Source organism: Labrys sp. F242, assembly GCF_057813875.1.
In genome coordinates this window covers 132,823-158,793 of the sequence record NZ_JBVASG010000002.1, presented here as the reverse complement: position 1 = coordinate 158,793, position 25,971 = coordinate 132,823, and the positions used below count along the sequence as shown (strand labels likewise).

Below are 25,971 nucleotides of genomic sequence, written 5' to 3'. Positions count from 1 at the left end.
CGCGTCTTTTCCAGACCGTCTTACTTCTTGTCATCCACCGCGGCGCTTTCCGCGTCCATCTCGGAGCGGTCGAGTAGGGCGATCATCGCCTTGCGGGCGCCGTCGGCATCGCTGGCGAGAATAGGTTCGGCCACCGCCCGGTGCATCGGCACCGTATAGGGCAGCAGCACGTTGCCGGCGCGCGAGACCTTGAAGGACACCGCGAGCGAGGCCTCGATTGCCGGCTGGAAGGCGGCCAGCAGCATGTTGTTGGTGGCCTGCATGATGGCGCGGTGGAAGGCGAGGTCCGCGTCGATCGAAAGCTGGATGTCGGTAGCGTTGGCCATCGCCTCGAAGCTTTGGGCGATGGCGACCCGCTGCTCCGGCGAGGCACGCAAAGCGGCGAGGGCCGCCGCCTCCGGCTCGATCATGCGGCGCAGCTCGAACAGGTCCTTGACGAAGCTCTTGGTGGCGCCGCCTGAGGTCTGCCAGACCAGCACGTCGACATCGAGCCGGTTCCAATTGGCGTGGGGCTGCACGATGGTGCCACGGCGCGGGGTGGAGGAGAGCAGGCCCTTGCCGGCCAGGAGCTTGATGGCCTCGCGCAGCGAGGCGCGGGAGACGTCGAGTTCGCGCGAGAGGTCGGCCTCCGTCGGCAGCGCCATGCCAACCGCCCATTCTCCGGCAACGATGCGCTGGCCGATCAGCGCGGCCGCCTGGCTGTGGCGGGTTTGTGTTGCACCGGAGCGAGAGCGGCTTGCGCTGCGTGCCATCGACGACCCCTTGTTTTGTTCGAAACAGACTTTGACCGATTTGTCGGTATCATTATCCGCCGAAGCCCGACGTTTCATGTTCCCCGATCTATTTGTTGCATTCCTCCTACCATACAGCCAAGCCCTAAGATTGCTCCGCTGAGCTTAGCCACAAGATAGAGTCGCAAAGATTAGAAAGACTGTGATCACGATTACCGGGCGTAAACAGTCCGTGGCGCGGTGAGGTGACGTTGTGTCCGGTGTAGTGACGCCTATATGCTCGCCGCGCTTGTTTGATATTATTGCCGAAGGAGTCGACCGTGCCCCGTTTCATTCCGGCCATTGCCGTTCTTGCCGCCCTGCTGGCTTCGCCTGCGCGGGCCGACGACACCATGGCCTCCCTCGATGCGGGCGGGCTGGTGCTCACCAAGACCGACAAGATCGCTCTGGTCTCGGAAGATCTCTACCTCTCGATCAAGGCGGTGAAGATCTCCTATCGCTTCCGCAATCTCACCAATGCCGACTACGAAGCCCTGGTGGCCTTTCCGATGCCGGACATTTCCGGGCAAGGACCGGCCGGCATCACCGACATTCCAGATCCCAGCAGCGACAATTTCCTGAAATTCACCACCAAGGTCGACGGCAAGGCGGTCGACTCCCAGGTGGAGCAGCGCGTCTTCCTGCTGGGATCGGAGGGCAAACCCGAGGTCGAAGTCACCGACAGGCTGAAGGCACTCAAGCTTCCGCTGCTGCCGACCGTGGAAGCGACCGAGAAGGCCATCAACGCCCTCAGCGAAGCCGACCGCAAGGCGCTCGTCGATGCCGGTATCGTCTATCAGGACAGCTACAATGACGACAAGGGCGAACGTCAGGTCTATTATCCGTCCTGGACTCTGCGCTCGAAATTCTGGCGCAAGCAGGTGTTCCCGGCCGGCAAGGACGTGATCGTCCAGCAGGACTACGTGCCCAGCCATGGCGGCGTGTCGTCCCTGGTATTCGGCTCGCCCGATCTCGATGCCGAGCAGCGAAAGTCCTACCAGAAAGATTTCTGCACCGATGCGGCTTTCACCAAGGCGGCGGCAGCGTTGCGCAAGCGCGCCTTGGCCGACGAGGGCAAGACCTTCGCCAGCTATGAGCAATATCTGGCCTATGTCATCACCTCGGGCGGCAACTGGGCCGGCCCGATCGGCGATTTTCGCTTGGTGGTCGACAAGGGCGATCCCAAGACGCTGGTGTCCTTCTGCGGCGAAGGCGTGAAGAAGATCGGCCCGACCACGTTCGAGATGGTGGTGAAGAATTACGTGCCCAAGACCGACATCAAGGTGCTGCTCCTGGTGAGCGAAGAGCACAAATGAGGTGATATCGCCAAGCGAGGCGCCGGCTACGATCACCTTACCAAGCTTGACCCTTTCCTCTCTATATGCGGGGAGAGGGTAAAGACAGGGTGTCGCAACCATCGGACCGGGCTCGGGCAGGCCGTTTCAGGCGGTCGTGGCGTAGTTGTAGGCGATTTGCTTGATTTCGGTGAAATCGTCGATAGCGCCGATTCCACCCAGCCGTCCAAGGCCGCTGGCCTTGAAGCCACCTTCCTCGAATTCGACGACATGATTGGCCCAGTTGTTGATCGATACGAGCCCGGCATCGAGCTTGCGCGAAACACGGAACAACCTGTCCGCATTGCTGCTCCAGACGCAGGCGCTCAGGCCGAATTCGGTGTCGTTGGCAAGCTCGATGGCCTCTTCTTCGCTATCGAAAAGCTGGAGCGTCTGCACTGGCCCGAATACTTCCATCTGCACGATCTCGAGCCTGGAATTGGGAACCTCGAGAAGGCAGGGGCGATAGAACGCGCCCTTGGCGAGCGGCCCATCGGCGACGGGGCCGCCTCTCAGGATGACCTTTGCGCCCGCGGCGATCGCCTCCTTGACGATCCTGTCAACGCGTGAAACCGAGGCCTTGTCGATCAACGGGCCCATGTCGCTCGAGGCGCTGGCGGCGGGGCCCAGCCTTACCGCCTCGAGGCTGCGGGCCAGCCTGTCGCGTAGCTGGTCGGCAATGTTGCGCTGGACCAGAATCCGGCTGCCGGTCATGCAGAACTGTCCGGCGAACACCGTCGACGACTTGGTGAGGATGGGCAGGAGCCTGTCGAGATCGACATCGTCGAAGATGAGGTGCGGCGTCTTGCCCCCAAGCTCCAGATTGATCCGCTTCAAGCTCGCCGAAGCCGTCTGGGCGATGGCTCGGCCCGTATGGGTGCTCCCGGTATAGCTGATGGCGCGGACCTTGGCGGATTCCACCAGAAGCTTCGCGCCCGCCGCTCCCGACTCGATGAAGATATTGACGCTGCCTTGGGGAAGGTCCGGTATCGACGCCAGGATGTCAGCCATGAGGGCGGCGGTCTGTGCCGCCTTGTGGGGCATCTTCACGACCGCTGTGCACCCGGCCGCCAAAGCTGGCCCCAGGGCGCGGATGGCGAGATAGGCGGGTGAATTCCACGGGATGATCAGCCCTGCCACGCCGATCGGCTGACGCAGGCTGACGACGCTTCTGCCCGGGCTCGGGTCCAGCGCCCTGCCGAAGCTCTGGGTCGCCAGGCCGGCCACGAAGCGCAGGGCCCGCACGATCAGTTCCGCCTCGAATGTTGCCTCGGCCCTGACCTTGCCGTTTTCCAGGCAGAGGGTGTCGATCACCTCGTCGAGCCGCGCGGCATAGGCATCGGCCAAGTGAGACAAGGCCGCGGCGCGCCGGTTGGGATCGCCTGTCCAGGTCTGGTCGCCAAGTGCTTTTTCCGCAGCCCGGATGGCCGCCTCCGCCTCCTCCAGCCCACCGTCCAGATAGGTGCCGATGACATCGCCCGTTGCCGGGTCGATGCTCTCGGCCTCCGAGCCAGTCGCAACCCACTCGCCGTCAATCCAATGTCGCGCCGGGGTGCGGAAATGTCCGTTCATAATGATTGCTCCAAATGAGGTTCAATATATTTCGAGTGGAAGTGCGGGCGTCGGCGTATCGCCGCACGCCCCGACGAGGGCGCCGCGTCACGATGCCTTTTCGGGGGGCCCGAACTTTGGAAACAGCAGGCGCGCCGAGCCATGCAGGACGGCCTCCCGTTCGGACGGCCCCAGCAGCGGCGAACCAGAGACGCCGGCAAGGCACAGTTCGGCTGCGGCCATGCCCGCCCATGGGAGGTCGGAACCGAACAGCAGTTGCGTAGGCTCCACCAGGGCAAGCAAGGCCGCGAGGGGTTCGGGTGCCGCCGTGAAGGCCGTTTCGTAATAGAAATGGCTGAGATAATGCCGAACCGGATGGGCAAGCTCGATACGGGAATTGCGCTGCCCGATGTCGAGGCGGGAGGAGAGGAAGGGTATCGCCCCGCCGCCATGGGCCAGGATGATGGGAATACCGGGATATCGGTCGAGCGTGCCGCTGTAGATGAGATGCATGACGGCCCGGGTCGTGTTCACCGCAAATTCGAGAATCCAGGGCTGATAGGACAGGGGCGCGTCATAGTCCGGCTTGGTCGGGTGGATGAAGAGCGGAAGCCGCCGGCGTGAAAGTTCGGCAAGGAGCGGCTCGAAGTGCCGGTCGCCTAGATAGAGGTCATCGTAATTGGTCAGGATCGCTACGCCGTCGAGACGGAGTTCGTCGATGGCATAGCGAAGCTCGGCAAGGGCATCGCCGATGGCTGGCAGCGGCAGTACCGCCAGGCCCCGCACGCGCCCGTTCATTTCGGCGACGAGCGAGGCGAGATATTCGTTGGACTGCCGGATGTGTTCTCGCCGGAAGCCTTCATCCCCTATTGCAACGCCGGGCCCGGCAAAGGAGAGCATGCTTGCGGCAATGGCGTGCTCGTCCATTTGCGCCAGCATTATTTCGGGCGTCCACCGCAGGGCCGGGTCGGCGAGCGATTGTCCGCCGAGCTGGGCAACGCCAATCCGCGCCAGATTGGCAAGATACCATTCCGGCAGCGGATGCCGGTGGATGTCGATTATCCGCATCCCCCCGTCGACGGGCAATGGTGCCTGACTCAAAATCCGGGAGCTCGCCATATCGGATGATCCACTCATGTTGCAAAGCAAGGCCGGGAACCGACCGGGTCTTCAGGCTCGCTCAGCGTGCGCCGCTGAGCTGCCGAAGCAGGTCGGACGACTGCGAAACCCAGCCGAACCGGGTCGCGATCACCGTCTGGGACGCAGCATGAAATTCTTCGCCGAGGGCTTCACCCATGCAATCGGCCAGCAATACGGAGGTATAATCCCTGAAACTTGCATCCCGGAGCGTGGATTCCACGCAGACGCTCGTGGTCGTTCCTGTAAGGAAGAGCGTGTCGACGCCGAGCGCTCTCAATTGTTCGTCGAGGTCAGTGGCATAGAATCCGCTGAAACGGTTCTTGTAGACAATGAGGTCGGTAGGCTCGGGCTTCAATTCGTCCACGACCTTGGTATTCCAGGTGTTGCGGATGTGAATCCTTCCCTTCGATCCGTCCGGGGCAATGATCTCCTTGCCGATATTGAGATCCTTGTTCAGCAGCCAGTTCCTGCTGCGCGGGCCGCCGGCATCGGACAGGTCGGGTAGAAAACCATGGACGAGATAGACGACATGCATTCCGGCGCGCCTGGCTCCGGCCAGCAGCCTTGCGATGGGGGGAATGGTGTCGCGTGCCAGGCCGATGTCATGGCCGGCCAGATCGAACATGCCGCCCTTGCTGCAGAAGTCATTCTGCATGTCGACGACGATGACGGCGCTTTTCGCCGGGTCGAAGGAAATCGGCGCCGGTGTTGCGTCGAGATGAACCGTGGAACCGGTAGCGGACATTTGCGGGGTACCTTTTGATGTTTGCCCGCCGCGAGGCGGGTTATCCTGCGGGATATCTAGCTACGGCCCGCGGGAGCGCGGAAGGTCGGCCGGTCGAACACGGTGTTCGCGCAGATAAGACAGTGGTCTGGCTATGCTGCGCACGGGAGAGGGCGTTCCCACGCCTGCCTGTTCGTCCGCTGCATCGTGTTTGCGCTTGTCGAACGGCGATTGCCGCATTAGGCCGTGTTATCAGGCATGGTGGCGTTGCCACCGCGCCTCCCGCCACGCTTCAGCTCCGTCCCGCCATGCCCGAACTCAGTTCCTTCCGTCGCATCGTCGTCAAGATCGGTTCCTCCCTGCTGGTCGACCAGGCCAAGGGGAAGTTGCGCCGCGAATGGCTGGCGTCCCTGGTGGCCGATCTCGCCCGCCACACTGAGCGCGGTGCTCAGGTGATCGTGGTCTCCTCGGGCGCCATCGCGCTGGGGCGCACGCTGCTGCAACTGCCGAAAGGGCCGCTCGCGCTGGAATCGAGCCAGGCAGCGGCAGCGGTCGGCCAGGTCGGCCTGGCGCAGGCCTGGGCCGAGACCCTGGGGGCGCAAGGCCTGACAGCAGCCCAGATCCTGGTCACGCTCGGCGATACCGAGGAGCGCAAGCGCTATCTCAACGCTCGCCGCACCATCGACAAGCTCCTGGAGATGCATTGCGTGCCTGTGGTGAACGAGAACGACACCGTCGCCACCACCGAGATCCGCTATGGAGACAATGACAGGCTGGCCGCCCGGGTGGCCACCATGGCGGGGGCAGACTGCCTGGTGCTGCTCTCCGACATCGATGGCCTCTATACCGCGCCGCCACATCTGGACCCCGCCGCCACCCTGATCCCGGTTGTGCAGCGCATCACTGCTGCGATCGAGGGCGTGGCTGGGGATGCCGGCTCCGAGCTCTCGCGCGGGGGCATGCGCACCAAGGTGGAAGCGGCCAAGATCGCCGTGGGCGGCGGCACCACCATGGTGATCGCTTCGGGCAAGGTTGATTCGCCCCTGCTGCGCATCGAGGAAGGCGGGCCCTGCACCTGGTTCCTGACACCCTCCAATCCCGTTACCGCTCGCAAGAAATGGATCGCCGGCCATCTCGAACCGCGCGGCACGCTGCATGTGGATGCCGGCGCCGCCAAGGCGCTGCGGGGCGGCGCAAGCCTGCTGCCGGCCGGGGTGAAGCGGGTGGAAGGCACCTTCTCGCAGGGCGATGCCGTGATCATTCGCGATCCCTCCGGCGCCGAAGTCGGCCGCGGCCTGGTGGCCTACGATATCGGCGAAGCCGCCCAGATCGCCGGCAAGAAGAGCCGCAGCATCGAGGACATCCTCGGCTGGGCCGGCCCGAGCGAGATGATCCATCGCGACGACATGGCGCTGTTCAGCCGCTTTGAGGACCTCAGCACCGTGACGGTGGAGTAGGGCGGTGATCTCGCACACCTTCCTCGGCGTCCGTGATTTCGACACGGCCTTCCGCTTCTACGAGGCGGTGCTCGGGGAACTCGGACTGGTGCTGCGCTTTCGCGAGGACGAACCTCCCAATCAACGCTCCAATCAACGCTCTTGGGCAGGCTGGATCAGGCCGGGCGCCTCGCGCCCGATCTTCCTGATCGGGCGGCCCTTCGATGGGCAGGCGCCGGCGCCTGGTAACGGTCCGATGATCGCGCTGCTGGCTCCCGATCGGCCGGCGGTTGAGCGGGCCTGGCAAGCAGCCCTTAACCATGGCGGCACGAGCGAGGGTGCACCCGGGCTGCGGCCCGAGTATCATGTCCATTATTACGGTGCCTATTTCCGCGATCTCGACGGCAACAAGCTCTGCGTATGCTGCCACGACGCCGTTGTGGAAGAATAGGCCTCCCACCTCGTTCAAGGACAGTTCATGCTCCGTCTCTGCACGCTTTTCGCCCCCCTGGCCATGCTGGGCGCCTGTTCCACGACGCCGCCAAAGGTGGAGACGGTCACGCGCGGGCTGGAGCGGCCTCTCGTGGCCTGCCGCACCCAGCAGCATGTCGGCACGCTGCATGCCTCCGGGGAGAAGTTCCAGCGCGAGTTCGACAACCACATGGCCGATGGCCGTTGCCGCCGCTTCACGGCCGGGCAGAAGGTGCGCGACCGCACCAAGACCAGCTTCGTCGACCCGGGCAACGGCGTGCGCTACTATATCTACCAGGGCGGCTGAGGCTGCCGTCTGCGCCATCAGGCAAAACAATGGGCGGCGCCGCAGACCAGGTCGTGAGCCTTTATGAAGCCCATGCCGGTGCCTGGGACGAATTGCGGCGCCGCAATTTTCCCGAAATCGCCTGGCTCGATCGCTTTCTGGCGCTTCTGCCTGCCGAGAGAGCTTCGGTCCTCGATATCGGCTGTGGAGCCGGTGAACCGATCGCCCGCCATTGTATCGAACGGGGGCATCGGGTCACCGGCCTGGATGCCGCTCCGTCCCTGGTCGAACTCTGCAAGGCGCGCTTCCCGGCCCATGATTGGCTGGTTGGGGACATGCGAACATTGGCGCTCGGGCGGACTTTCGACGGCATCATCGCCTGGAACAGCTTTTTCCATCTGCCTCCGGAAGACCAGCGGGGCATGTTCCCGATCTTCCGCCGCCATGCGAATCCGAAGGCGGCGCTGATCTTCACCAGCGGCACCGGGCATGGCGAGGCAATCGGTGCCTTCCAGGGCGCGTCGCTCTATCACGGCAGCCTGGACCCGGGAGACTATCGCGGGCTGCTGGAGACCAATGGCTTTGATATCGTCTCACATATGGTGGAGGATCCCGATTGCGGCGGGTCGACAATCTGGTTCGCCCGGCTCGCCTGAACCGGTATTTAGCTTTTGAAGCCATATTCCCGGATGGCCGCCGCTGCTTTGATACGGGGCGAGAAGCGTGAGCAACATCGACACCTCCCAGGACGATCTGGCGCTGGGTCGGACGATCCGTTCGCGGTCCGGCATCGGCAGCGTGGCGGAGGTCGTGCAGCATGCCTCTCTCTTATGCCGCAGGCTCGCCTCCGACGGTCCCGGTCTGGTGCTGGTCGAGAGCGGCCGCAAGATCATCCGCAGCGGTAATGTGGAGCTGACGGCATCCGTCGGCCAGGTGGTGCTCGTGCCGGATGGCTGCGACTTCGACGTGATCAACGAGCCGGCCGCCGATGGCCCCTATCGCGCCCTTGCCCTGAATTTCGCTCCCGGTCTCGCTCGTGAATTCCAGGCCGGCGGCGCACCGCCCCTCCGCAGGATTGAGGTTCTCACTGATTCGCCGGCCGCGTTCCGGCTGGCCTGTGACGTAGCCATCCGGGCCATCGCGGATCGGGATGCCTTGCCTGAGCCGGTGGCCGCTGCCCGTGTCCGCGAGATACTGCTCTGGCTCGACGGCTTCGGCTATCGCTTCGAGCAGCCTGGCGGCGACGATCTCGTGGTGCGTCTGCGCCGGATGCTGGTGGCCGAGCCTGCCCGTTCATGGCGCGCGGCCCCTGTCGCCGCTTCGATCGGCATGAGCGAGCCGAGCCTGCGCCGCCATCTCGCGGAACGAGGCACCAGCTTCACCGACCTGCTCATCGATGTCCGCATGACGGCGGCGCTCTATCTGCTGCAGTCGACAGACCAGCCGGTCACGCAGATTGCCCTCGATGTCGGCTATGAGTCGGCGTCGCGCTTTTCCGTGCGGTTTCGCAATCGCTTTGGTTTTGCGCCTAGTGAGATCAGGGGGCATCATCGCGACTTTGAGCGAAACAGCACGAAATTTGAGCTGGACGGCGCTGCCGCGATCATAGCGGGATGACAGGATGGCTTCCCTGAACGAAGGAAGCTTGATCATGAAACACATCCTGGCCGGCGCCTTGGCGCTGGGACTGGCCGCGACCCAGCCGGCCTCAGCTTTTGAACTGACCAGCACCGACATTGGCGAGGGCGCTACCCTCACCAAGGCACAGGTGTCCAATGTCTTTGGCTGTTCGGGCGGAAACGTCTCGCCCGCCTTGAGCTGGAAGGATCCGCCTGAAGGCACCAAGAGCTATGCGGTGACGCTCTACGATCCCGACGCGCCGACGGGGTCGGGCTGGTGGCACTGGATCGTGTTCGACATCCCGGCCTCGGCGACATCCCTGCAGTCCGGCGCTGGGGATGGCAAGTCGCTGCCGTCGGGCGCCGTGCAGGGGCGCAACGATGCGGGCATGCCCGCCTTCATGGGGGCCTGCCCGCCGCCGGGCCCGGCCCATCGTTATGTCCTGACGATCACCGCGCTGAAGGTGGCCAAGCTCGATCTGCCCGCCACTGCCAGTGGCGCCATGATCGGCTTCATGGTCCACGCCAATGCCTTGGCCTCGGCCACGCTCACGGCGACCTATGGGCAGTAGAGGGAGCGAGGCGCGGCCCTCTTATCCCTTGTTGGCTACCGCCACGCCGAGCGCTGCGATGGCGAGGCCGGCGATCTGGAGGGGCGTGAGCGCCTCTGAGAACATGCCCCAGGCCATCAAGGCGGAGACGCCGGGCACGAGATAGAGCAGGGCCGCGACCTGGGCGACTGCGCCGCGCTTGATCAGTACCATCAGGAGCAGGATGGCGCCGATCGACATGCCGAAGACGGACCAGATCAGGCCCGTCCAGGCGGCGGCGGAGGTCCAGTCGAAATGACCGCTCTCGGTCAGCAGGCCACCGATGACGATCGGCACCATGGCGCCGGCATATTGCACGGCGGTGTTGGTGGCGAGATCGGCCCCGCGCCCGCGGCGTTTCTGCCAGATGGTACCGAGCGTGATCGCCACCATGCCGAGGGTGCAGACGGCGAGCGGCAGGAGTGGAATGCCGCCGTCGCCACCAGCCCCGAGCTTGGGAACCAGGGTCAGTCCCGCGCCGACAGCACCGATGACGATGCCGAGCGCGCGCCTGCCCGAGACTTCTTCCCCAAGCAAGGGCTTGGACAGCAGGCCGGTGAGCAGCGGCTGCAGGCCGGCGATGAGGGCCGATATGCCCGAGGGCAAGCCGTGCGACACCGACCAGAACACGCCGCCGAGATAGAGGCCATGGATCAGGAAACCAGCGACGAGGGCATCCAGCCAGGCCCGGCCGCTCTGGGGCCAAGAGGCACCGCTCCACAACGCATAGAGGCCGAGCAGCAAGCCCGCCGCCACGAAGCGCAGACCGAGAAAGGTCAGGGGCTCGGCGTGTGGCGCTACCAGTCGTGCCGTGACGAAGCCTGTCGACCATAGGGGTACGAACAGGGCCGCCAGCACGGAGGAGGGCAAAGCGGGGCGGTGAGCGGCGGAATCGGCGCTGGACATGATCGCTCTCGAAAAAACAAAAGCCGCCGCCCGGTTGCCCGAACGGCGGCTTTCAAACCTCAGACCTTCAGGCCGCCTTCTTCTTGGCCCGGAGCAGCTTGCGGTTGATTAGCACCTCGGCGATCTGGATCGCGTTGAGCGCGGCACCCTTGCGCAGATTGTCGGAGACCACCCACATGTCCAGGCCGTTCTCCACCGTGATGTCCTCGCGGATGCGCGAGATATAGGTGGCATCCTCGCCGGAAGCCTCGTAGGGCGTGATGTATCCGCCAGGCTCTCGCTTGTCGATCACCAGGCAGCCCGGCGCCGAACGCAGGATGTCGCGGGCTTCGTCGGCCGTCACCGGCTTCTCGAACTCGATGTTCACGGCTTCCGAATGGGAGATGAACACTGGCACGCGCACGCAGGTCGCGGTCAGCTTGATCTTGGGGTCGAGGATCTTCTTGGTCTCGGCCACCATCTTCCACTCTTCCTTCGTGTACCCGTCCTCCATGAAGACATCGATATGCGGGATCACGTTGAAGGCGATGCGCTTGGGGAACTTCTTGGTTTCGATCGCACCGTTGACATAAATAGCCTTGGTCTGGGCGAAGAGCTCGTCGAGACCCTCCTTGCCCGCGCCGGAGACCGACTGGTAGGTGGCGACGACGACGCGCTTGATACCGAAGCGATCATGCAGGGGCTTCAGCGCCACCACGAGCTGGGCGGTGGAGCAGTTGGGATTGGCGATGATGTTCTTCTTGGTAAAGCCGACGATGGCGTCGGCATTCACTTCCGGAACGATCAGCGGCACATCGGCGTCGTAGCGCCAGGCTGAGGAGTTGTCGATGACGACGCAGCCCTGCGCGCCGATCTTCGGCGACCATTCCTTGGACACGTCGCCGCCGGCCGACATCAGGGCGATGTCGGTATCGGAGAAGTCATAGGTCGCAAGGTCCCGCGTTTTCAGCGTTTTGTCGCCATACGAAACTTCCGTGCCCAGGCTGCGGCGCGAAGCCAGTGCAACCACCTCATCGGCGGGGAATGCCCGCTCGGCCAGAATGTTCAGCATTTCGCGGCCCACATTGCCTGTGGCGCCCACGACGGCGACCTTGTAACCCACTGTCTTAAGTCCTTCTCCGTGAATTGTCGGATGTACAACCGATCCCATATGGGGACGGCGGGCTGGAATATCATTGTGCGCCGCCGCATGCAATTGAACGTTTAATGTTCCGGCTTGGTCGTTCGCAGCAAGATTGCGCCAAACACGGCCGAGAGGATCGAGCCCAGCAGCACGCCGATCTTGGTTTCGTCGAGCAGGGTGGGCGCATTGGCGTAGGCGAGGCCACCGATGAACAGGCTCATGGTGAAACCGATGCCGCAGAGCAGTGCCACGCCATAGAGATGGCGCCAATTGGCGTTGGCCGGCAGTTCGGCCCAGTTCATCCGGATGGCGAAGGCTGCGAAGAGGAAGACGCCGATCTGCTTGCCGACGAACAGACCGAGCGTGACACCGAGGGTGACCGGATCGGCGAGACTGCCGAGTGACAGGCCGCCGAGGGCGACACCGGCATTGGCGAAGCCGAAGATCGGTACGATCAGATAGGTCACCCAGGGGTGCAATCCGTGCTCGAGCTTGTGCAGCGGGGTGTGGTCGTGTTCATGCCCGCCCTTGCGGCGCAGGGGAATGGTGAAGGCCAGGGCCACGCCGGCCAAGGTGGCGTGCACGCCCGACAGATAGGTCAACACCCACAACACGGCGCCGAGCGCAAGATAGGCGGGCAGGAAGGTGACGCCGCGCCGGTTCATGATGGCAAGCACGACCAAGATTGCGAACGCGCCGTTGAGCATCCAGATGTTGAGCGAGGCGGTATAGAACACCGCGATGATCACCACCGCGCCGAGGTCGTCGATGATGGCCAGCGCGGTCAGGAAGATCTTCAGCGAGGCCGGCACGCGCGGGCCGAGCAAAGCGAGCACGCCGAGGGCGAAGGCAATGTCGGTGGCCGAGGGGATGGCCCAGCCCTGCAGCGTGCCTTCGGCTCGCCAGTTGATCGCCACGAAGATCAGGGCCGGTACCACCATGCCACCGATCGCGGCGATGCCCGGCAGGGCTCGGCGCGGCCAGCTCGATAATTGGCCGTCCAGCACCTCGCGTTTGATCTCCAGGCCGACCAGCAGGAAGAACAGCGCCATCAGCCCGTCATTGATCCAGTGCAGCAGGCTGAGGCCGCCGACATAGCGATGGAGCGTGTGGAAATAGGCTTCGCCCAGCGGTGAATTGGCCACGATCAAGGCAAGCGCCGCCACCGCCATCAGGATGATGCCGCCGGCCGCCTCGGTGGCGAGGAAGCTCCTGAGAAAGGATGGGCGGCGGGTCTGAGGCATGAATCAGGGTCCTTACAGTTCGGGAAACCCGTCTCAGGCTGCGCATTTCCCAGGAATCGTCGGAGTATCCTGAAAGGGTAGAAAAAACCCGCCGCAATTGACAGCGTTTTCGGGAGGGTTCGGTGTGACGGTCTTCAGACCGGCATTTGCAAATCGGATATCCCGCACAGGGCGTCCATTGGTGCGCGCGATGCCGGTCCAAAGACCGGCCCACTGCATTTCTATGCCCTATTCGGCGAAGAATGCCTGCGATCCTTAGGGAACAGCACCCCCGCCGCGTCATTTTTGCAACAAAATCCAGCCATTTTGGCAGGGCCCAATTCCTGCAACGTGAAATTGCAGCCGTGACTGTCTTCATCGATGTTTCGGCCTTGAAATGGGAATGCTTTGAAATGGACCTCACCAGACGTGCCACCCTGCAACTGGCCGGAACGGCCTGTGCGAGCCTGGCGAGCGGATGGGGCAGCGCCCTGGCGGCGACGGATGCCTTTGGCCCGGAGACGGTGATCGCCAAGGCGAGGGAGTTGGCGGGCAAGCCCTATGTCGGCCCGGGCGAAGCCCTGCCGGAGAGCCTGAAGGGGCTGAGCTATGACGATTTCCGCCGCATCAATTTTCGCACCGACCGCACCCTGTTGCGGGATGGTGGCTCGAATTTTGGCCTGCAGCTGTTCCATCGCGGCAGCATCTTCAAGCATCAGGCCCGCGTGAATCTGGTGGCCAATGGTGTGGTCACCCCGTTGTTATATTCGCCCGATCTGTTCGATTTCGGTGACAGGGGGCCGCCTCAGGGCCTGCCGACCTCGCTGGGCTTTGCCGGCATCCGCCTGCTTTATCCGCTCAATCACAGCGGCAAGATGGATGAACTCGCCGCCTTCCTGGGCGCCAGCTATTTCCGCTTCCTCGGCAAGGGCCAGCATTACGGCCTCTCCGCGCGCGGTCTTTCGCTGGGTTCGGGCGGACCGGGGGAAGAATTTCCCGATTTCGTCGAATTCTGGGTCGAGACTCCGACAGCGGGCCAGGGCAGCATCGCCGTGCATGCCCTGCTGGACGGCCCCTCCGTCACCGGCGCCTATCGCTTCACCTTCGAACCGGGTACCGGCGACGACGTTGCGGTGCAGGCCACGCTCTTCGCACGCAAGGACCTCAAGGAGATGGGCTTGGCACCGCTGACCTCAATGTTCCTTTATGGCGAAAATACCCTGAATCGCCCGCGGGATTTCCGCCCCGAAGTGCATGATTCCGATGGCCTGGCCATCCAGTCCGAGGGCGGGGAATGGTTGTGGCGCCCGCTGCGCAATCCCACGCGCAATTCCGTCGCCAATTTCTTTTCCAAGGACATCAAGGGCTTCGGCCTGATCCAGCGTGACCGCGCCTTCGGCAACTATCAGGATCTCGAGGCCCTCTACGACAAGCGCCCCGGCTATTGGGTCGAGATGAAGAACCGGCTCGGGCAGGGGCGCGTGGTGCTGGTGGAACTGCATTCGAACGCCGAGACCGACGACAATGTCGTGGCTTCCTGGGTGCCGGACATCCAGCCCAAGGCCGGCAGCGAGACGCAGATTTCCTATGTCATCCATGCCGTCTCGAGCCCGCTGCACCAGGGCGGCCAGGTCTACGCCACGTTCGAGACCCACAATGCCGCCGCCACCACGGTCGGCAAGCCCAACGTCACCCGCTTCCTGATCGATTTCGTCGGCGACCGGCTTGGAGATGTCGCCCTCGACGTCAGCAAGGTCGAACTGGTGATCTGGGGCTCCAGCGGCACGGTGTCGAACCCGGTGGTGGTGGCCAATCCCGCCATCAACGGCGTACGCGCCAGCTTCGATGCCGAGCCGCCGCCCGGCGAAGATATCGACCTGCGCGCCTTCCTGCGTCTGGGCTCGGAGACGCTGACGGAAACCTGGACCTACCGGCTCGATTCGGCGCAGCCTGTGTGATGGAGTGGAGCGCGGACGCGCTGCGCGGGTGAAGAAGAGGCGGACAAGATGTCCGCGCTCCGAGGGGCACCAAATTTACGCCGTATAAACCATCCCCGTAACTTCCGGCTCCGTTGGGGGAAGGGGAGGCTCATGTCCCGGGTGCGCGGACGTCTCATCCGCCTCTTGGAAACGCTGCACATGGTAGGAAAACGGCACAAAAAGACCGCCGCCCAACCGCGAATAGGCGCTGCCTTGCCATAAACCGGCCCTTAACCCACCTTGCCTAGCGTGAGCCTGGGCTAGTGGTGTTGCGTTCCCGTCAGATTTCCGTGAGGACATCTCGATCCGATCCGGATTGCCGCACCTTGCAACTTTGAGGTTACGGCAATGCGGACCATGCGACGCGGCTTTGCACAAAGCTACGCTCTTCCCGACGAACTGAAGAGCATGCTGACGCGCAGGCTGAACGAACTGCTCGGCATGGCGCTGATCGGCCTGTCGGGTCTGGCCGCGATCGCGCTGGCGACCTGGTCGGTGCAGGATGCCAGCTACAACCATGTCGGCGGCGCCCTGCCGATCCGCAACTGGCTCGGCTTTTCCGGTGCCGTCACCGCCGATTTCCTCACCCAGATGTTCGGCATTGCCTCGATCGCGCTACTGGCACCGATCGCCTTCCTTGGCTGGCGCCTGCTGGCGCACAAGGCCTTCGATTCCCAGCGCATGCGTCTGATCTGTCTGGTGGGGGGCGTTCTTTTGGCGGCCGGCTTTTTTTCGGGCCTGCCGGTCACCTCGCGCTGGCCGTTGCCCACGGGCCTGGGTGGCGCCGTCGGCGACTGGGTGTTCTATCTGTTCACGCCGCTGTTCTTCGCCGGCAAGTCGGTGATCGGCCAGGCCGTGCTGACGCTGGCGCTCGGCTTGGGGGCCTTCTTCACCCTGGCCATCGCCGCCGGCTTCTTCTTCCAATATCGCGAAGAAGAGCGTCCGGCGCCGGAAATGCCGATGCGCATCCGCGGCCAGCCGCGCCGCATGAGCGAGGAGGAGGACGAGGACGACGAGCGTTCCGCCGTGCTCGGTGCCCTGATGCATTGGGGCCTGATGGCCAAGAGCGCGCTCTTCCGCAAGCGCGTCAAGGTCACGCCCAGCCGGATCGACCGCCAGCGTCTGGATCGCAATGGTCGCGAGCCGCCGATGTACCGCCCCGGCGGCATCTCCGACCTTTTCGCGCGTGTGAAGGCCGCGGCCCATCTGATCGCCCGTCCCGTCTCCGCGCAGGCCGAACCCGAGCCCGCGCGCCGCGAGCCGGCCTTTATGCCTCGCACTGCCCCGCGCGCCGATGCCAGGCGCCCGCATGAGGCTGTTTCGCTTGATGGCGAGGAATTGCCCGAGGCGATCGATCAATATTCCGGCAACCAGCCGAACTATCGGCCCTATGACGACGACGACGATCTGCCGCCGTTGCAGCCGCAGCGCCGGCCCCTGATCAGCGCCGAGGAAGCCGCGCGCCGGATCGAGCCCGCGATCACCACGACGCGGGTAGCGCAGCCGAGCGCGGCGGTGAAGCCGGGCAAGCGCCTGATGCGCGAGAGCGAGCCCGACTTTCCTTTCGAGCATCGCTACGAACTGCCGCCGCTATCCCTGCTGAGCGAGCCGCGCAAGCAGAGCGGCGTCGGCGTCTCCCAGGAAGCGTTGGAGCAGAATGCCCGCCTGCTCGAGGGCGTGCTGGAGGATTTCGGCGTACGCGGCGAAATCATCAATGTGCGCCCCGGGCCGGTGGTGACGCTCTATGAGCTCGAGCCCGCCGCCGGCATCAAGGCTGCGCGCGTGATCGGCCTCGCCGACGACATTGCCCGCTCGATGTCGGCGCTGTCGGCCCGCGTCGCCGTGGTGCCTGGCCGCAACGTCATCGGCATCGAGCTGCCCAATTCGAAGCGCGAAATGGTGTATTTCCGTGAGCTTCTGGCCTCGGAAGACTTCGAGAGGTCGAAGTTCAAGCTGGCGCTGGCGCTGGGCAAGACCATCGGCGGCGAGCCGGTGATGGCTCAGCTCGAGAAGATGCCCCATCTGCTGGTGGCCGGCACCACCGGCTCGGGCAAGTCGGTCGCCATCAACACCATGATCCTGTCGCTGCTCTACCGGTTGAAGCCGGAGGAGTGCCGCATGATCATGGTTGATCCCAAGATGCTCGAACTCTCCATCTATGACGGCATCCCCCATCTGCTGGCGCCCGTCGTCACCGACATGAAGAAGGTGGTGCTCGCGCTCAAATGGGCAGTGCGCGAGATGGAAGAGCGCTACAAGAAGATGGCCAAGCTCGGCGTGCGCAACATCGACGGCTATAATCAGCGTGCCGCCGAGGCCAAGGCCAAGGGAGAGACGGTGCTGCGCACGGTGCAGACCGGCTTCGACAAGGAGACGGGCCAGGCCCTTTACGAACAGGAGGAGATGGACCTCTCGCCGGTGCCCTATATCGTCATCATCGTCGACGAAATGGCCGACCTGATGATCCAGGAGGGCAAGAACGTCGAAGGGTCGATCCAGCGTCTGGCCCAGATGGCGCGCGCCGCCGGCATCCATCTGATCATGGCGACGCAGCGCCCGTCGGTCGACGTCATCACCGGCACGATCAAGGCCAACTTCCCCACCCGCATCTCCTTCCAGCTCGCCAGCAAGATCGACAGCCGCACCATCATAAGCGAGCAGGGCGCCGAGCAGCTCCTCGGCCAGGGCGACATGCTGCACATGGCCGGCGGTGGGCGTATCTCGCGCGTGCACGGCCCCTTCGTCTCCGACGAGGAGGTGGAGAAGGTAGTCACCCATCTCAAGGCCCAGGGCCGGCCTGACTATCTCGACTCCGTCACCGCCGACGAGGACGATTCAGGCGACGACGATGCCGCCGACGGTGCCGTGTTCGACAAGACCGCGATGGGTGCCGAAGAGGGCGGCGATCTCTACGACCAGGCGCTCAAGGTGGTGATGCGCGACAAGAAGTGCTCGACCTCCTACATCCAGCGCCGCCTGCAGATCGGCTACAACCGCGCCGCCTCGCTGGTGGAACGCATGGAGAAGGAAGGCATCGTCGGCCCGGCCAACCACGCCGGCAAGCGCGAGATCCTGGTCTACAGCCGTGACGTGCGGAACGGCGAGGAGGAAGCCGGGGAGGAAGAGGAATAGGAAGCCGGTGCACGGGTATCACGGCGACCGGATTGCATGTGGCGAAGCTCGTTCCTCCGATCCGCACCGCAGCGATTCCAGGAACGGGCACGATGCCCGTACACCGGGAGGGATGGCGCGACCAGCCTTATTCGTTTCGGCTGACAGGCCTGGAATCGCAAGCCCACCCCAGAGGAGGCTAGCCACCAGATCGAACGGCGCCCTGTATCCCGGGGAACCTGAGCATGGCGCAATCGCCAAATCCTGCTTGACCTGAGTCGATTGGCCTGCTGCCGTTGCGATATGACATTCGACGGCGGGAGGCGCGGCGGTTGGGCATTCTTTCTCGGATTTTCGGGCGCGGCGCGGCAAAACCCGCCATGGAGGTTGAGGCGGAGGCAGATGACGAACCTTGGCTCGTCAATGCCTATGCCACTTTGCGCGAATTGCCGCCGCTCGACTTTCCGCATCAGCTGATCAACCGGCGCGACCTGTCCGATCCCGAGATGGCCGGCCATCTCGAAGGTTTTGCCGGCTATGTCCTCGGCCGCGGCGATGGCAGGATGACGGCGCTGCGCTATCACCTGTGGCGCCATATCCAGCGTGTACGCAACCAGGCGAGCTTCACCGTTGCCGATGACGACTTGCCGGCGATGGGGAACTGGGTGCGTCGGGCCAATGCCGTGCTGTTCCTGCCCGACGGCTCGGTGTGTACACCCGAAATGGATGTTCTGATGGCGGCCGATGGCGACGCCGATGTGGATGCTGCCTTGCCCTATCCGCCCGATGCGTTGGAGCGTCGGGCACGCACGCTTGCGGCGCTGGATGGCTTTACCCCCAAGCCCCCCGGCGGCATGCCGCCCGCTCTCGGCGTTGGGGAATATGCGCAGCGGCCGGCGAGCGAGGTTCTGCAACGCGCCCTTGCCTTGGTCTGCGTGGCGGTACAGGGCGAGTCGGTCGGCGCCGGCCAGGGGAGCTTGCTGGCCCAGTTGCGTGAGCGCAATCCCGCCGGCATCGCGGCACTGACCCCAAAGGAAACAGCCTTCATCAAGGCTGCCGAGCCCGACCGTGAGGCGGCCATGGCCATGAGCTGGCGCTACGAGGCCCTCAACGTGCTGGCCTGGGCCCTGTCGCTCGAGGGCGCGGAACTTGGCCCGGCCGACCGGCCGGCTGATGCCGCTGCCCTGTCGCAAACGATGCTGGAGGCGGCGCATGACGATGCCCTACCTGGACGTGCCAGCCTGCGGCCGGCCGAAGCGATACTCGAGGCACTCGATCTGACCTGGCGCCAGCACTGGATCGTCAGGCAGGCCCAGCAGAGCGGCACCGCCGTGGCGGGCCTCAACGCCGACATCGTGATGGAACGCCATTTCGCCCTCAATTGGCTGACCGGCTTTCATAATCCGCCCGGTACGGCCTGGGACGATACGGATACGCCCACCTGAGGGGAAGGGATGCCCGGGCACCCGGAAAACGCCGTCACCCCGTCCTGTCGATGTCGCGCCGCAGCACGATCGCGGTGGTGAGGTCGTCGACCTCCTCGAGCAAGGCGACGCTGTCGCGGATGGTGTTGAGGCGGCCGATCGAGGGGGCCTCTACCTCGACGACGAGGTCGAGCTGGCCGCCGATCGAGGAGACGCGCCTGACCTCCGGATAGGCGGCGAGCTGGTCGAGCACGCGGGGGGCGGGGGTTCGCACCAGGTTGATCATCAGGAAGGCGCCGACCGTGCCCTCGTCGAGCGAGCCGACATCGGCGCGGTAGCCGCGGATGATGCCGGCCTTTTCCAGCATCAGCACGCGCTCGCTGGTGGCGCTGCGTGACAGCCCGATGCGGCCCGCCAGGGTTTTCAGCGGAATCTTGGCATCGCGCGTCAGGATGCTGAGAATGGCGCGGTCTTTGTCGTCGAGATCCTTCATCGCGGCCTTTCATAGCCGCCGACGGATTGCCGGTCAAAGCCGGCAAACGTCCGGTCGAACCGGCCGATAAACGGATGCCTCGCCGGGCGGTCCGGGTGAAGCTTGGCGCCATCGTAGCCTCGCCGAAAAGCTGTTTCCATGACCGATCTCACTCATCCCGCGCCGTCCCTGTCTCCAGCCGAGGCGCAAGCGATCGCGCGGGACATTTTTGGCGTCGAGGGAGACATCAGCCCTCTCGCCAGCGAGCGCGACCAGAATTTCCGCATCGTCGTGCCGGGCGAGCCGGGCTTCGTGCTCAAGATCGTCAATGCGAGCGAGCCGCAGGAGCAGAGCGACTTCCAGACCGCCCTGCTCGAGCATCTCGCCGAGCATGCGCCGGGTCTCTCCGTGCCTCGGCTCAAGCGCACGCGTGACGGAAAAGCCCTCGCCGAAATCGAGGCTGAAGGCGGTCCGTTCCGGGCGCGCATGGTGCATTGGCAGCTCGGCGAGCCGCTTGCCAAGGCGGAGCGTACGCTCGAGACCCTCGCCGATCTCGGCCGCGTGCTCGGTGAGCTCGACCGCGCCATGCAGGGCTTCATCCATCCTGGCGCGCTCCGGACCTTCGAGTGGGACATCCGTACGGCGGGCCAGTCGCGCCAGCGCCTCGATTTCGTCACCGATCCTGAAAAGCGGGCCTTGCTGACCCGCTTCCTCGACCGTTTCGACGCGAAGGTGGCGCCGAGCCTGCCGACCCTGCGCGCCGCCGTCATCCACAACGACGCCAATGACTGGAACGTGCTTGTCGATGCAGATGGCTCGGGCCGCGTCGCCGGGTTGATCGATTTCGGTGATGCCCTGCATTCCCTGCTGATCGCGGAAGTCGCCGTCGCCTGCGCCTATTCGATCCTCGATCTTCCCGATCCGATCGGGGCCGCCGCCGCCATCGTCGCCGGCTTCCACGGCGCCTATCCGTTGCAGGAGCAGGAGATCGACGTCCTCTTCGACCTGATCGCCATGCGCCTCGCCACCAGTGTGACGATGTCGGCCCAGCGTCACGACAAGGTCGCGGACAATCCCTATCTCACCGTCAGCGAAGCCCCGGCCTGGGCGCTGCTGCAGCGGCTCGATGCCATCAACCCGGTCTTCGCGACCGCGATCCTGCGCCAGGCCTGCGGCTTTGATGCCGTGCCGGGCTCCAGGGCCGCGATCGGCTGGATCCGCGCCGAGGCCAAGCGCTTCCGCTCCGTCCTGTCGCAGCATCCGGCCCGGATGCGCAAGGGGCTGGTGCCTTATGGCGACCCGGCCAATCCCATGACCGTGGCCTCGGCGGCCGAAGAGCCGGGGAAGGCGACAGCCTGGTGGGATGCACATTGCCAGAGCGAGGGCATCGATCTCGGCATCGGTCCCTGGGGCGAAGAACGCACCGTCTACACCAGCCCGATGTTCGAATCCCGCCTGATAGCGGGCACGCGGCGCACGCGCCATCTCGGCCTCGATCTCTTCCTGCCTGCCGGCACCAAGCTGTTCACGCCTCTCGCCGCGACGGTGAAGGAAGTCGTGATCGAGACCGAGGCGCTCGGCTATGGCTGTCTGATCAAGCTCGAACATCGGCCGGAGGGCTGCCCGCCCTTCGTCAGCCTCTGGGGCCATCTGGCCCATGAGGCGGTCGGGCGCCTCGAGCCGGGCGACCGCCTGGAAGCCGGCGACCTCGTCGGTGAAATGGGCGCACCGAGCGAGAATGGCGGCTGGGCGCCGCATCTGCACCTGCAGCTTTCAACCGCGACCGGTCTCACGGCCACCGAGATCCTCGGCGTCGGCGAAGCGCCCTATCTGCCTGTATGGGCCGAGCTTTTCCCCGATCCGGCCGATTTCGCCGGCGTACCGCCCGAGACCTTCCACCAGAGCGGCCGCAGCCGCGAGGCGATCGTGGCCGAGCGCAAGCGCGGGCTGCTGCCCAACCTCTCGATCTCTTATCAGGAGCCGATCAAGTTCGTGCGCGGCGAGGGCGTTTGGCTGATCGACGATCGCGGCCGGGCCTATCTCGACTGCTTCAACAATGTCTGCCATCTCGGCCACGCCCATCCCGAGGTGGTGGAGGCTCTGGCGCGGCAGGCTGGAATCCTCAACACCAATACGCGCTATCTGCACGACAACATCGTTGCTTATGCCGAAAGGCTCACCGCCACCTTGCCCGGCGACCTGACGGTGGCGAGCTTTGCCTGCACCGGCAGCGAGGCCAACAGCCTGATGCTGCGCATGGCCCGCACCCATACCGGCCGGGACGAAGCGATCGTGCTGGACTGGGCCTATCACGGCACCACCCAGGCCCTGATCGACCTCAGCCCCTACAAGTACAAGCGCAAGGGCGGCGAGGGCCGCAAGGCGCATGTCTTCGAGGCGGCCATCCCCGACAGCTATCGTGCCCCGGCGGACTGGCCGGTGGAGGAGATCGCCAGCCGCTATGCGCAGAGCGTGGCCGAGCAGATCGATGAGATGAAGCGGCAGGGCAAGGCGCCCGGCCTGTTCATGGCCGAGTCCATCCCCAGCGTCGCCGGCCAGGTCTTCCTGCCGGAGGGCTATCTGAAGCAGGTCTACGCCATGGTGCGGGCGGCCGGAGGCCTGTGCGTCGCCGACGAGGTGCAGGTCGGCTTCGGGCGCGTCGGCAGCCATTGGTGGGCCTTCGAGCTGCAGGACGTGGTGCCCGACATCGTCACCATGGGTAAGCCGATCGGCAACGGCCACCCAATGGCCGCTGTGGTGACGACCAAGGACGTCGCCGCCTCCTTCAACAACGGCATGGAATATTTCAACACCTTCGGCGGCAATCCGGTTTCCTGTGCCGTCGGTCTTGCCGTGCTCGACGTGATCGAGCGTGAGGATCTGCGCGCCAATGCGCTCGGGATGGGCGACTATCTCCTGGCTCGTTTCCGCAAACTGCAGGAGCGGTACGAGATCATCGGCGACGTGCGCGGGCAGGGGCTCTTCCTCGGCATCGAGCTGGTCACCGGCCGCAAAACCAAGGAGCCGGCGACCGACTTCGCACGGGCTGTCAACAACGGCGCGCGCCGGCGCGGCGTGCTGATGGGCACCGAGGGGCCGCATGACAACGTCCTCAAGCTGCGCCCGCCAATGATCTTCGCCAAGGCCGATGCCGATCTGCTCATGGAGGTCCTGGAAGAGACCTTCGAGGAGGTAGCGGCGCGGAGATAGGGGAGAAGGCTTTTGTCAACCGCTATCCGACACCAAGACGACCCGGATGCCTCGAATGTATTCGGGAAAAACCAGAGAGAGGATACCTGCCATGAAGACCAAGACGCTCGCGACACTGCTCGCCGGCGCGGCTATGATCGCCGTCACCGCCACGGCCCAGGCCGATCCCGTGAAGGTCGGTATCGCTGCCGAACCCTACCCGCCGATCGCCTATAAGAATGCCTCGGGCGAGTGGGAAGGCTTTGCGCTCGACTATGCCAAGGCGGTGTGCAAGACCGCGAAGCTCGACTGCCAGATCACGCCCATGGCCTGGGACGGCATGATGCCGGCTCTGCAGGCCGGCAAGATCGATGTGATCTGGGGCTCGATGTCGATCACCCCGGAGCGTCAGAAGCAGATCGCCTTCACCCTTCCGATCTACAACACACCATCCGTGTTCATCGGCAACAAGGCCGACAAGTTCGACTTCGGCTCCGGCGGCCTCGCCGGCAAGAGCATCGGCGCGCAGGTGAGCACCATCCATGCCGCCTATATCGAGAAAGCCCATCCGGAGGCGACCCTGAAGGTCTACAGCCAGCAGGATACCGCCAATTCGGACCTGGCGGCCGGGCGCATCGACCTGATCATCGGCGATGCCGTGGGCATGCAGGGCTTCCTCACAAGCTCTGACGGTGCCTGCTGCGAGGTCAAGGATTTCCCCAAGGATCCGAGCTTCGATACCGGCATCGGCGGCGGCATGCGCAAGGACGACACCAAGCTGAAGGCGGCCTTCGACGACGCCATCCGCGCCATCTACAAGAATGGCGAATTCGAACCGATGGCCAAGAAATATTTCAAGTTCGAGGTTGGCACGCCGCCGAAGTGAAATAGAGACACCATTATTCCCGGATACGCGGGTGTCACGGCATGCATGGTGCTGCGATGTCCGCGCATCCGGGAATCTTCCTTCCTCTCATCCCTCGGCGGCAGTGCGCGCCGCCTTGAAGATGGCGGCCTGCTGTCGCAGGCAGGGTGAGCCGGGCGTGTGGCGCGAGGGCAGCATCCAGGAGCCGCCGACGGCGACGATGTTGCGCACCGCGCCATAGGCCGGCAGCAGGGTTGTATCGATGCCGCCGGTGGTGACGAAGCCGGCGCCCTCGAAGATGTTGGCGTAGTCAGCCAGCACGGCAGGGCCGTTGGAGGCCTCCGAGGGATAATATTTCATCAGCGTATAGCCATATTCGTAGGCCTGCATCGTCTCCGAGGCCGTCTGTACGCCGGGGATATGCGGGAGGCCACTGCCCGCCACCAGCGCTTGCAGAGCGGGCGTGAGGCCGGGGCTGACCGTGAAATCCGCGCCGGCGTCGAGGGCGAGGCGCACATGGCTCGCCAGCAGCATGGTGCCGGCACCGAACAGGCAATGGGGATGGCGTGCCTTGGCCGCCTTGAGCGCTGCCGGGGCCTCAGGCGTCCGGAAAAGGATCTCGATCACTGGCGCACCCGCCGCCACCAGGCCATCGATGTCGGCGAGGCCCTCGTCCGGATCCTTGATCGCCATCACCGGCAGGATCGGGGTTTCGGCGAGGCAGGCCCGCAATTCGGCAATGGTCGTCATCTTTCCTCCAGACCTGTTTTTTTCAAACTCGACAGCATCGCCTCCACCTCGGTCCGGTCGGGCGTGCCCAGCCGCCCGCCGAAGCTGCGGCATTTCAGGGCGGCGGCGACATTGGCGAAGGCGATGGCGCGTGGGATGTCGGTGCCCTCGGCGATAGCGAGAGTGAAGGCGCCGTGGAAGACGTCGCCAGCCGCCAGCGTGTCAACCGCATCAACCGCAGGTGGGCGCAACTGCTCGATCCGGTCACTTTCGCGATCGAGCCAGAAGCAGCCCTCCGGGCCGGCGGTGACGGCGAGGAATCCGCCAAAACGTCCGGCCAGCGCGCGCAGGGCCTGACTGGGGCTCGAAGCACCACTTAGCGCCAGCGCCGCCGGTTCGGAGAAGACGACATGGCTCGCCAGCGCAGCAAGTTCCACCGTCACGACGGCTGGGCCGGTATCGGCATCGAGCACGGCGGGGCGGCCTGCGGCGCGTGCGGCCTTCAGCACGGCGGCCGCGCCTTCGGGCCATCGTATGTCGACGAGGGCGGCATCTGCGCGGGCGACCAGTTCGAGCGGTAGCCAGGACGGATCCTGGCCGAGCGCTGGATCATAATAGGGCACCACCAGCCTCTCACCATGACGGTCGACCAGTACGGTCGAGATCGGCGAGCGTGCGCCTTGCGCCCGACGGATGAAGCGGCAGTCGATGCCCGCTGCGCTGAGATCGGCGACGATGCGCTCGCCGATGGCATCATCGCCGACACGCGAGAACAGCGCGCTGTGGCCACCGAGCCTGGCGATCGCGGCGGCGGCGCTGGCGGCCATGCCGTGGGCCACCTCGGTCACCCGGCTGGGCAGGACCTTGCCAGGACCGGTCGGCAGCGTGTCGAGCTGGAAGATCGAATCGAAGGAGGAGGCGCCGCAGCACACCACATGCACGACCTTGCCGGCTGAATCGGGCACCCTTGTCTCCCTGCGCGATGAAGCTGTGTCATCGGACGAAGGGGGCCGCGGCGCGGTGTTCGAG

General features: G+C 64.8%; 22 protein-coding genes. 12 read left to right on the top strand and 10 right to left on the bottom strand.

The annotated features are described in order from the left end of the window. Positions 1-20 precede the first annotated feature (20 nt). Positions 21-752, bottom strand: a complete 732-nt coding sequence (locus ACZYTC_RS16300) for a FadR/GntR family transcriptional regulator (RefSeq protein WP_434959443.1) — start codon at positions 750-752, stop codon at positions 21-23. Between the two features lie 299 nt (positions 753-1,051). On the opposite strand from ACZYTC_RS16300, the gene ACZYTC_RS16295 reads away from it, so the two are divergent. After that, positions 1,052-2,086, top strand: a complete 1,035-nt coding sequence (locus ACZYTC_RS16295) for a DUF4424 family protein (protein ID WP_434959444.1) — start codon at positions 1,052-1,054, stop codon at positions 2,084-2,086. Positions 2,087-2,212: 126 nt separating this feature from the next. Here ACZYTC_RS16295 and ACZYTC_RS16290 read toward each other — a convergent pair whose 3' ends face one another. From ACZYTC_RS16290 to ACZYTC_RS16280, 3 genes are all read right to left on the bottom strand, one after another. After that, on the bottom strand, positions 2,213-3,676 hold the full coding sequence (locus tag ACZYTC_RS16290) for an aldehyde dehydrogenase family protein (RefSeq protein ID WP_441773364.1): 1,464 nt from the start codon (positions 3,674-3,676) through the stop codon (positions 2,213-2,215). Between the two features lie 87 nt (positions 3,677-3,763). Beyond that, complete coding sequence (locus ACZYTC_RS16285; protein ID WP_434959446.1) at positions 3,764-4,723, bottom strand: amidohydrolase family protein; 960 nt, start codon at positions 4,721-4,723, stop codon at positions 3,764-3,766. A gap of 112 nt (positions 4,724-4,835) precedes the next feature. Beyond that, complete coding sequence (locus ACZYTC_RS16280) at positions 4,836-5,540, bottom strand: cysteine hydrolase family protein (RefSeq protein ID WP_488990076.1); 705 nt, start codon at positions 5,538-5,540, stop codon at positions 4,836-4,838. Between the two features lie 287 nt (positions 5,541-5,827). Between ACZYTC_RS16280 and proB the strand changes: the two genes are divergently transcribed. The 6 genes from proB to ACZYTC_RS16250 all read left to right on the top strand — a co-directional run bounded on the left by proB (position 5,828) and on the right by ACZYTC_RS16250 (position 9,903). Next, complete coding sequence (proB, locus tag ACZYTC_RS16275) at positions 5,828-6,976, top strand: glutamate 5-kinase (protein ID WP_434959448.1); 1,149 nt, start codon at positions 5,828-5,830, stop codon at positions 6,974-6,976. 4 nt (positions 6,977-6,980) lie between these two features. Next, complete coding sequence (locus tag ACZYTC_RS16270; protein ID WP_434959449.1) at positions 6,981-7,406, top strand: VOC family protein; 426 nt, start codon at positions 6,981-6,983, stop codon at positions 7,404-7,406. Between the two features lie 27 nt (positions 7,407-7,433). Beyond that, positions 7,434-7,733, top strand: a complete 300-nt coding sequence (locus ACZYTC_RS16265) for a hypothetical protein (RefSeq protein WP_434959450.1) — start codon at positions 7,434-7,436, stop codon at positions 7,731-7,733. 29 nt (positions 7,734-7,762) lie between these two features. Continuing rightward, positions 7,763-8,368: a class I SAM-dependent DNA methyltransferase gene (locus ACZYTC_RS16260; RefSeq protein ID WP_488990075.1), complete on the top strand. Its 606-nt coding sequence runs from the start codon at positions 7,763-7,765 to the stop codon at positions 8,366-8,368. A gap of 67 nt (positions 8,369-8,435) precedes the next feature. Further along, positions 8,436-9,329, top strand: coding sequence for a helix-turn-helix transcriptional regulator (locus ACZYTC_RS16255; protein WP_488990074.1), 894 nt, complete (start codon positions 8,436-8,438; stop codon positions 9,327-9,329). Positions 9,330-9,363: 34 nt separating this feature from the next. After that, positions 9,364-9,903 carry a YbhB/YbcL family Raf kinase inhibitor-like protein gene (locus ACZYTC_RS16250; protein WP_434959453.1) on the top strand — a complete coding sequence of 180 codons (540 nt, stop codon included), beginning with the start codon at positions 9,364-9,366 and terminating at the stop codon, positions 9,901-9,903. A 21-nt stretch (positions 9,904-9,924) separates the two neighbouring features. Here the strand turns inward: ACZYTC_RS16250 and ACZYTC_RS16245 are convergent, their stop codons facing one another. The 3 genes from ACZYTC_RS16245 to nhaA form a co-directional block, all read right to left on the bottom strand. After that, complete coding sequence (locus tag ACZYTC_RS16245) at positions 9,925-10,827, bottom strand: DMT family transporter (protein ID WP_488990073.1); 903 nt, start codon at positions 10,825-10,827, stop codon at positions 9,925-9,927. Between the two features lie 67 nt (positions 10,828-10,894). After that, positions 10,895-11,929: an aspartate-semialdehyde dehydrogenase gene (locus tag ACZYTC_RS16240; protein ID WP_434959455.1), complete on the bottom strand. Its 1,035-nt coding sequence runs from the start codon at positions 11,927-11,929 to the stop codon at positions 10,895-10,897. Between the two features lie 101 nt (positions 11,930-12,030). Beyond that, positions 12,031-13,194, bottom strand: coding sequence for a Na+/H+ antiporter NhaA (gene nhaA / locus ACZYTC_RS16235; protein WP_441773359.1), 1,164 nt, complete (start codon positions 13,192-13,194; stop codon positions 12,031-12,033). A 392-nt stretch (positions 13,195-13,586) separates the two neighbouring features. Here nhaA and ACZYTC_RS16230 point away from each other — a divergent pair, with 392 nt between their 5' ends. The 3 genes from ACZYTC_RS16230 to ACZYTC_RS16220 all read left to right on the top strand — a co-directional run bounded on the left by ACZYTC_RS16230 (position 13,587) and on the right by ACZYTC_RS16220 (position 19,708). Continuing rightward, positions 13,587-15,131 (top strand): OpgD/OpgG family glucan biosynthesis protein, encoded by a 1,545-nt coding sequence (locus tag ACZYTC_RS16230; protein WP_488990072.1) that lies wholly within the window; start codon positions 13,587-13,589, stop codon positions 15,129-15,131. Between the two features lie 369 nt (positions 15,132-15,500). Beyond that, positions 15,501-18,284, top strand: a complete 2,784-nt coding sequence (locus ACZYTC_RS16225) for a DNA translocase FtsK (RefSeq protein WP_434959458.1) — start codon at positions 15,501-15,503, stop codon at positions 18,282-18,284. Between the two features lie 311 nt (positions 18,285-18,595). Next, complete coding sequence (locus ACZYTC_RS16220; RefSeq protein ID WP_488990071.1) at positions 18,596-19,708, top strand: DUF4272 domain-containing protein; 1,113 nt, start codon at positions 18,596-18,598, stop codon at positions 19,706-19,708. Between the two features lie 34 nt (positions 19,709-19,742). On the opposite strand, the gene ACZYTC_RS16215 is transcribed toward ACZYTC_RS16220, so the two are convergent. Beyond that, positions 19,743-20,180: an Lrp/AsnC family transcriptional regulator gene (locus ACZYTC_RS16215; protein ID WP_434959460.1), complete on the bottom strand. Its 438-nt coding sequence runs from the start codon at positions 20,178-20,180 to the stop codon at positions 19,743-19,745. A gap of 138 nt (positions 20,181-20,318) precedes the next feature. Between ACZYTC_RS16215 and ACZYTC_RS16210 the strand changes: the two genes are divergently transcribed. Continuing rightward, the gene (locus ACZYTC_RS16210) at positions 20,319-23,369 is read left to right on the top strand and encodes an aminotransferase class III-fold pyridoxal phosphate-dependent enzyme (protein ID WP_488990070.1); all 3,051 of its coding nucleotides are present in this window, start codon (positions 20,319-20,321) and stop codon (positions 23,367-23,369) included. A gap of 91 nt (positions 23,370-23,460) precedes the next feature. Next, the gene (locus tag ACZYTC_RS16205; protein ID WP_434959462.1) at positions 23,461-24,234 is read left to right on the top strand and encodes a transporter substrate-binding domain-containing protein; all 774 of its coding nucleotides are present in this window, start codon (positions 23,461-23,463) and stop codon (positions 24,232-24,234) included. An 87-nt stretch (positions 24,235-24,321) separates the two neighbouring features. On the opposite strand, the gene eda is transcribed toward ACZYTC_RS16205, so the two are convergent. After that, positions 24,322-24,963, bottom strand: coding sequence for a bifunctional 4-hydroxy-2-oxoglutarate aldolase/2-dehydro-3-deoxy-phosphogluconate aldolase (gene eda, locus ACZYTC_RS16200; protein ID WP_434959463.1), 642 nt, complete (start codon positions 24,961-24,963; stop codon positions 24,322-24,324). Continuing rightward, positions 24,960-25,907, bottom strand: coding sequence for a PfkB family carbohydrate kinase (locus ACZYTC_RS16195; protein ID WP_488990069.1), 948 nt, complete (start codon positions 25,905-25,907; stop codon positions 24,960-24,962). The genes eda and ACZYTC_RS16195 overlap by 4 nt, the downstream gene beginning before the upstream one ends. Positions 25,908-25,971: the final 64 nt, after the last annotated feature.